Source organism: Lysinibacillus sp. UBA6686, assembly GCF_002455205.1.
Lineage (GTDB): Bacteria > Bacillota > Bacilli > Bacillales_A > Planococcaceae > Lysinibacillus > Lysinibacillus pakistanensis.
Genome location: NZ_DKJS01000021.1, coordinates 1 through 8,033 on the forward strand (window position 1 = coordinate 1; position 8,033 = coordinate 8,033).

The window sequence follows — 8,033 nt, forward strand, 5'->3', positions numbered from 1 at the left end:
TTCAGTTTTCAAGGTTCATTTTGGATTGCGTTATCAGCAACCATTCTATTATAACATCTTTTTTTCAGTTGTCAACAACTAATTTATTTCATCTTAGTTATTTAAGAGACAACTCTCAAAATATATCATAATCTTTTTTTGATGTCAACACCTTTTTTAGAACTTCATGTTTTTGATGTCGACTCTTACGTCGTCTTAGCGACAAGTAATAATCTATCATGGTTCATATAACAATGCAAGTAATTTTATATAATTTATTTATCCTTTGTAAAATCTCTGATTTTGCAAGCTATTTTACGTATTTTCGAGAGAGATAAAAAATTGTAAACTCATATTATATATGATTATTTGTTTAAATATACATTTCTTTTATATAAATCTCAACTAATTCTGTACAATCACGTTTAGAAACAAAAACAGGAGTCATGGTGCTAATTAATTATTAACACCTCTGACTCCTAATATTTAAAAGCTGTTCATTCAGGTTTGCATCTTCTAATTACTTTGTAATATGACGCATTGTTGGGAATAATAGTACGTCACGAATTGAAGGTGAGTTTGTAAGAAGCATAATTAAACGGTCGATACCAATACCTAAACCACCTGTTGGAGGCATACCGAATTCTAACGCTTCAATAAAGTCATTATCCATCTCATGCGCTTCATCATTACCTGCTGCTTTTTCAGCCATTTGTGCCTCAAAACGCTCTCGTTGATCGATTGGATCGTTTAGTTCTGTGAAAGCATTTGCGTGCTCACGGCGCACAATAAATAGCTCAAAACGATCTGTAAAACGCTCGTCCTCTGGGTTTTTCTTTGCTAGAGGGGAAATCTCTACTGGATGACCATAAATAAATGTTGGTTGTACAAGTGTTTCTTCAACCTTTTGCTCAAAGAACTCATTAATAATATGACCCACTTCATGAGCTTCTTTAACCTCTACACCATGCTCTTTAGCAAGTGCTTGGGCTTGTTCTACAGTCATTGGCTGCCAGAAGTCTACGCCTGTCATTTCTTTTACCGCATCTACCATATGCACGCGTTTCCAGCCTACAGCAAGGTTGATTTCATCTTCTCCATATTGAACTGTCGTTGTACCAAGAACTTCTTGTGCAACATGAGCAATAAGATTTTCTGTTAGGGACATTATATCCTTATAATCAGCATATGCTTCATATAGCTCTATCATCGTAAATTCAGGATTATGACGTGTTGAAATTCCTTCATTACGGAAAACACGACCAATTTCATATACTTTTTCTAGTCCACCAACGATTAAACGTTTTAAATGCAATTCAATTGCAATACGCATATATAATTCCATATCAAGTGCATTGTGGTGTGTAATAAATGGACGGGCCGCAGCACCACCAGCAATCGTATGAAGCATTGGTGTTTCTACTTCTAAGTATCCTGCGTTATCTAAGTAATTACGAATTGAACGAATGATTTTAGAACGCGCAATAAACGTTTTTTTACTATCTTCATTTGTCATTAAGTCTAAATAACGTTGACGATAACGTTGCTCCACATCCTGTAAGCCATGGAATTTTTCTGGCATAGGGCGTAATGCTTTTGTCAAGAATGTAAACTCCTCAGCCTTTACTGAAAGTTCCCCTACTTGCGTCCGGAATACATTTCCTCGAACTCCAACAATATCTCCAAGATCAGCTTGTTTAAATAGCTCATATGCTTCTTCGCCAACATGATCTTGACGAACGTAAATTTGAATTTGACCACCTAAATCTTGAATATGTGCAAAGCCAGCTTTCCCTTTACCACGTTTAGTCATAATGCGACCTGCAATAATCACTTCTTGTAAATGTTCTTCTAGCTGTTCTTTTGTTTGATCTGCAAATTGCTCACGTACTTCCGTTGATAAATGTGTACGCTCGAAACGACTTCCAAATGGATCTTGACCGTTCTCTTGGATAGCCGTCATTTTTTGGCGTCTCACTAAAAGCTGATCATTTAACTCTTCTATATTTGACACTTATTTCACTCCTTATTAAATTGTCCGCGTTTACGTCCATAATATTTCTATTGTACACAATTTTAGTGCTGTAATCATCTGTTTCAATTTTTTTTCGAGGGCGACGAAAATGATTAATGATTCTGAAAATTAATTGTTGTAACAAAAAAGCGTCTCTTTCTTAGCATTGAGACGCCTTCAGGTAATTACATAATTAATTCTTTTGGTACTGACACGATTAACTTGGATTCATTTTCTTCATAGTCTTGCACAAGATCATTTAATAAGGCGCGAAACTCAGGTGCTGTTTCAGTTTGATTAATAGCATTACGAGCTTTCCCGTTCCCTCTTATCCCCTTCAAATACCACGAGGCATGTTTACGCATCTCACGTACTGCCACAGCCTCACCTTTTAATTGGATAAGACGCTCGAAATGAAGTAAACACACATCAATCTTTTCACGAACACTTGGCTCGTCCTTTAACTCTCCTGTTTCTAGGTATTGAACTGTACGATAAATCATCCAAGGGTTGCCTAGGGCAGCGCGACCAATCATTACAGCGTCTACGCCAGTTGTATCTAACATCCGTTTAGCATCTAAAGGTGTCTCAACATCACCGTTACCCAGTACTGGAATCTTTACATTTTCCTTCACCTGACGAATAATGTCCCAATTTGCTTTCCCTTCATACATTTGCACTCGAGTACGTCCATGAACCGCTACTGCAGATGCACCTGCACGCTCTGCTGCTTGTGCATTCTCGACAGCAAAGATATGCTCGTCATCCCAGCCAATACGCATCTTTACGCTAACAGGTTTTTCAACAGCATCTACAACTGCCGCTACCATTTCATATAATTTATTCGGATCTAAAAGTAAACGAGCGCCAGCTTCACATTTAATAATTTTATTAACAGGGCAACCCATATTGATATCTATAATATCTGCAGTTGTATTTACATCTACATATTTTGCTGCCTCTACTAATGTTGCCTTATCTCCACCAAAAATTTGTAGTGAAAGTGGGTTCTCACGCTCATCAATATAAAGCATACCTAAAGTTTTTTCGTTCTTATTGACAATCCCTTTATCACTAATCATTTCTGCATATACAAGCCCTGCTCCAAACTCTTTAACAGTTAGTCTGAATGCAGAGTTACAAATTCCAGCCATTGGCGCTAATACGACACGGTTGTCCATAACAATATCGCCAATCTGAAACGGCTTCTCAGTTGCTTGACTCAATGGTGATTTCCTCCTTCGATGGGTTTTACATATCCTACAATGCAATGAAATGATTAACTATCCATACGCACAATTGTTAATTGGCTGATTGCAACACTAGCTTCTTAGACTCCAACCACAAGGTTACACCTTCGTCTACATAATTTAATTGTTGGCATATGTGGTGTGCTTGTTGTAATTGTTCTCCAACAGGTACAGGTGTAATTTCTACCAACGGGACTAACACGAAGGCCCGCTCATACATTCTTGGATGTGGAACAATTAAGCTCTCAGTTTCAATATTTTCATGATTGTATAGCAAAATGTCAAGGTCTATGATGCGAGGACCCCATCTAAATTCACGTACACGCCCTAGTTCCTGCTCAACTGATTGGCATATGGTCAATATTTCAGAAGAAGATAGAGCAGTTTTAATATGAACTGCAATGTTTAAAAAATCAGCTTGATCAGTGTAGCCAACAGCAGCCGTTTCATAAACAGAGGAAATACGGACAACCTCAATCCCTTTATTATCTTTTAAAAGCTCTACGGCATGTTGGAGATTTTCTAAGCGCTCTCCCATATTAGTGCCAATTGATAGATAGACATTATTCATTAAAACTCACCCCTCGTTACTTCAACTGAAACTTCTTTATAGTAACCATGTATGGGTGGGTCCGGTTTAATAAGCTCTACACGAACACCTTTCACTTTATCTGCGTATGTTTCTAGGATACTATTTGCTATGTTCGTAACAAGCGCTTCTATTAGCTTTAAAGGCTCACCTTCAACGATGTCACGACACAGCGCATAAACTTCAGCATAGTTTACCGTATAGTTCAGATCATCTGTTTCCCCAGCCTCTGTCATATCTACCGCAAGTGAAACATTCGCTCGGAAGCGTTGACCAAGTGTTGTTTCAGCTGATAATACACCATGATAACCATAAAACTGCATATCCTTTAAATGAATATAGTCCATTACGCTTCCTCCTTATAAGTACGTTTACCAACTAATACATCGGTCATCTGGGTAGCTCGTGCCATTTCCTGTACATCATGTACACGAATAATATGACACCCCTTTTCTATACCATAAACAACTGTTGCGCTAGTGCCTTCTATCCGTTCCTCAACAGGTAGTTTCAAAACATTACCAATCATTGATTTACGTGATGTTGCTAGCAAAACGGGATAGCCCATTGTCACTAAATCGTTTAAATGTTGCATCATTTTTATATTTTGCTCTGTAGTTTTGGCAAATCCAATGCCTGGATCTAAAATTATATGGCTATCAGGAACTCCAGCACCATGAGCAATGGCGATACTATTCTCCAAATCCGTTCTTGCAGTTGTCCAAAAGTCTAAGCCGTAATCGGTATTTTCACGATTATGCATTAAAATAATCGGAACATGCAACTCTGCTGCGACCTTAGCAATCTCGGGCTCAGCCTTCGCTCCCCAAATATCATTAATGATATGTGCTCCAGCTTCTATTGCAGCACGGGCGACATTTGCCTTATACGTATCAATTGATATAACTGCTGGTACTTCAGCCACTAGGGCTTGAATCACTGGAACAATGCGGGCTATTTCATCCTCATCCGAGATACGTGTATAGCCAGGGCGAGTAGACTCTCCGCCAACATCAATGATTTTAGCTCCCTCAGCTACCATTTTTTTCGCTTGTGCAACAGCAGCTTCTACGTTATTGTATTTGCCACCATCCGAAAATGAATCTGGTGTGACATTTAAAATACCCATTACAATTGTTTCTTTTTTATAGTCTAAAGTAATACCATTAATCGTTAATGGTGATATATATTTTTCTAGCATGATAACGCTCCTTCTATCCCTGCTCCACTTCTTTGATAAACGCTTCATGGATACTCGAATAAATAGGCCCTTCCTTGCCTAGCAATTGTTTGTTGGCTAGTTTACGAATTGGCACAAGTTCTTGTATGGAGTTCGTAATAAAGCATTCAGCACTATTCTCGACATCTTCCTTGGCAAAGAGCCCTTCCTTTACATAAATGCCTAGAGATGACGCCTTTTTGATCACCCATCCTCGGATAATACCTGGTAGAATGCCTGTGTCCAAGGAAGGCGTATATAGTATATCATTTTTTACCCAAAAAACATTTGATGTTACACCTTCAGCCACATAGCCATCTCTAGTTAAAAATAAGCCTTCCTGTTGTGCTAAGGATGGCATTTCAAAGCGACCAAGAACATTATTCCCATAATGATGTGACTTAACGCGGACTCCCTTTTCAGGAGTATTGCGTGGCGTCTCTAGCCACTGTGCGTTTTTTTCTGTACCTCTAGGTGCGGACGGTAATTCTTTACGAAAAACAATAACATTTGGTTGTTTGTATTCCGCTGGCTGTAGCCCAATACCATGTTCCCCAGCAGATACATTTAGACGGAAATAACCATCTTGTCCATTAGATTGTTTATTTAAATGCTGAACAACCTCTAGTAATGCTTCTGAAGAATATGCCAAATGGATATGGTATTGTGATAAAGCAACGTGTAACCTTTCCATATGCATGTCCCACTCAAATACTTTATCTCCATATGTCCGAAATGTCTCAAAAAAACCCAAGCCATATAAAAATCCATGATCAAATGGTGAAATACGCAAATCTTCCGCCTTTAGATACTCTCCGTTCATCCAACAATACATTTACTTCGCTCCCTCTACATACAATTCAATAAATTGGTACAGAAGCTTTTTCCCTTGCTCTGTCATTATAGATTCTGGATGATACTGGACACCTTCAATAGGATAATCCCTGTGGCGAATGCCCATAATTTCACCTTCATCTGTCCAGGCAGTTACTTCAAAGCATTCTGGTAGTGTTTCCCTTTCTACAATGAGGGAATGGTAACGAGTAGCCTGAAACGGATTTGGCATGTTCTTATGTAGACCTCTGTCAGCATGTAATACAGGAGAAGTTTTTCCATGCATTAAACGTTCTGCTCGAATAACATTTCCTCCAAATACCTGTGCTATCGCCTGATGCCCGAGACAAACACCTAAAATCGGAATATTTCCCGCGAAATATTTAATAATGTTCAGGCTTTCACCCGCTTCATTCGGACTGCATGGTCCAGGTGAAATAACAATCATATCGGGTGCAAGTTGCTCAATATCCTTTACTGTTAATGTATCATTTCTTTTCACAACGAGTTCATGACCAAATTCCCCAAAATATTGAACTAGGTTATACGTAAAAGAATCATAGTTATCAATCATTAAAATCATTTTGCTCGCTCCTCCGCCATTGCCTTTGCCTGCCACATAGCCTTCGCTTTATTCAAAGACTCTTGATATTCTCGCTGCGGCACAGAGTCAATGACAATTCCTGCTCCAGCCTGAATATGTGCTACACCTTGTTTTATAAAGGCTGTACGAATAACAATATTGAATTCCATATCACATGTGTAGCCAAGCCAGCCAATTGAGCCTGTATATAACCCACGTCTTACAGGTTCTAATTCTTCAATTATTTCCATCGTACGAATTTTTGGGGCACCTGTAATTGTACCGCCTGGGAACATAGCACGTATTACATCTGCATTTGATTTACCTTTAGCGATTTCTCCTCGCACATTAGACACTATATGCATTACATGAGAATATCGTTCAATAACCATAAACTCATCCACCTCTACTGTTCCATATGTGGATACTCGTCCTAAATCATTGCGCTCCAAATCAACGAGCATTACATGTTCTGCTCGTTCCTTTTCGTTATCGATTAATTCCTTTGCTAATTCTATATCCTCTTCCTCAGATTTCCCTCTAGGTCTTGTACCCGCTATTGGTCGTGTAGACAATTCATTTCCATGACGCTTCACTAAAAGCTCCGGTGATCCAGAGACAACCGCAAAGTCCGGTGCTTCAATGTAAGCCATATAAGGAGATGGATTGAAAGTACGTAATGCTTCGTATACATCCATCGCTGAGGCAGTTAATTTTTTAGATTGACGAACAGATAAGTTCACTTGAAATACATCGCCTTGCGCTATATAAGATTGAATTCTGCTTACTGCTTCTTCAAAGTCCGTTCCTGCAAATGATACTAGTAATTCACTTTCATCATTTACTATTTCTACAGCACTTGTTTTTTCAAATTTGCGGTCATTTAAACCTGCTACTGCCGCTACATGCCATACATTAGCCCAATCTTCTAAATTGACATCACTGCTTTCTAGCTTCATAAGCGTTACTTCATTTGTGTTCACATCATGTACAGCCCAGCAGTCGAAAATATAAAAATATATATCAGGAACATGTAAATCATCCTCTGCGGAATCTGGTAATTCTTCAATTTTTCGCGCATAATCATACGCTACAAATCCGATTGCTCCACCTTGAAATACTGGAAGGGTACCATTGTATGAAACTTGATATTTTGCTACCAAATCCTCTAATAATGATAGGGATTCACCCAGTAGAATTTCACTATCACCATTTCGCCACTTCACAAGTAGTCCATCCTTAACTGATTGCGCTATGGCTAATGGATTCCATGCGGCTATCGTAAAATGTCCTCCACGTCCACTTTCTAAAAATACATGTGCTTGTTCTGCTGCTACTTGCTTTTTATAGCTATAAAAAAACGAATCTGCAGTCATCGTTATTGTTTTCGTTAGTATTGTCTTCAAGCTGCCATTCCCCTTTAAATCATTTGATGTGATACCATCTTAACTTGAATATTGCTGAGAAGCGAATATTTTTAAATCGTTCTAATAAATTTCATACAATTCCCTTTAACAGAAAAAAGGCTCCTCGTTAAAGGAACCTTTCATGTTGTTGAAATACTA

The 8,033-nt window shown here is 38.5% G+C and carries 8 protein-coding genes; all 8 read right to left on the bottom strand.

Going from position 1 to position 8,033, the window contains the following annotated elements; all coding sequences use genetic code 11:
- Positions 1 to 499: 499 nt before the first annotated feature.
- Positions 500 to 1,993 carry a lysine--tRNA ligase gene (gene lysS / locus B2R82_RS05285; RefSeq protein ID WP_283870283.1) on the bottom strand — a complete coding sequence of 498 codons (1,494 nt, stop codon included), beginning with the start codon at positions 1,991 to 1,993 and terminating at the stop codon, positions 500 to 502.
- A 185-nt stretch (positions 1,994 to 2,178) separates the two neighbouring features.
- A complete protein-coding gene (gene dusB / locus B2R82_RS05290) occupies positions 2,179 to 3,219 on the bottom strand; it encodes a tRNA dihydrouridine synthase DusB (RefSeq protein WP_286923878.1) in 1,041 nt (346 codons plus the stop codon).
- Between the two features lie 76 nt (positions 3,220 to 3,295).
- Entirely contained in the window at positions 3,296 to 3,814 is a 519-nt protein-coding gene (folK, locus tag B2R82_RS05295; RefSeq protein ID WP_286923879.1) for a 2-amino-4-hydroxy-6-hydroxymethyldihydropteridine diphosphokinase, read from the bottom strand.
- Positions 3,814 to 4,179 (bottom strand): dihydroneopterin aldolase, encoded by a 366-nt coding sequence (gene folB / locus B2R82_RS05300; RefSeq protein WP_286923880.1) that lies wholly within the window; start codon positions 4,177 to 4,179, stop codon positions 3,814 to 3,816. Before folB ends, folK begins: the two co-directional genes overlap by 1 nt.
- Positions 4,179 to 5,033, bottom strand: coding sequence for a dihydropteroate synthase (folP, locus tag B2R82_RS05305; RefSeq protein WP_286923881.1), 855 nt, complete (start codon positions 5,031 to 5,033; stop codon positions 4,179 to 4,181). Before folP ends, folB begins: the two co-directional genes overlap by 1 nt.
- Before the next feature lie 13 nt (positions 5,034 to 5,046).
- Positions 5,047 to 5,886, bottom strand: a complete 840-nt coding sequence (gene pabC, locus B2R82_RS05310; protein WP_286923882.1) for an aminodeoxychorismate lyase — start codon at positions 5,884 to 5,886, stop codon at positions 5,047 to 5,049.
- A complete protein-coding gene (gene pabA / locus B2R82_RS05315; protein WP_286923883.1) occupies positions 5,887 to 6,468 on the bottom strand; it encodes an aminodeoxychorismate/anthranilate synthase component II in 582 nt (193 codons plus the stop codon).
- The gene (locus B2R82_RS05320) at positions 6,465 to 7,874 is read right to left on the bottom strand and encodes an anthranilate synthase component I family protein (protein ID WP_286923884.1); all 1,410 of its coding nucleotides are present in this window, start codon (positions 7,872 to 7,874) and stop codon (positions 6,465 to 6,467) included. Before B2R82_RS05320 ends, pabA begins: the two co-directional genes overlap by 4 nt.
- Positions 7,875 to 8,033: the final 159 nt, after the last annotated feature.

Coding starts and splice junctions, on each gene's coding strand:
- folK (WP_286923879.1), bottom strand. CDS start 3,814: ATGAATAATGTCTATCTATCAATTGGCACTAATATGGGAGAGCGCTTA.
- folB (WP_286923880.1), bottom strand. CDS start 4,179: ATGGACTATATTCATTTAAAGGATATGCAGTTTTATGGTTATCATGGT.
- folP (WP_286923881.1), bottom strand. CDS start 5,033: ATGCTAGAAAAATATATATCACCATTAACGATTAATGGTATTACTTTA.
- pabC (WP_286923882.1), bottom strand. CDS start 5,886: ATGTATTGTTGGATGAACGGAGAGTATCTAAAGGCGGAAGATTTGCGT.
- pabA (WP_286923883.1), bottom strand. CDS start 6,468: ATGATTTTAATGATTGATAACTATGATTCTTTTACGTATAACCTAGTT.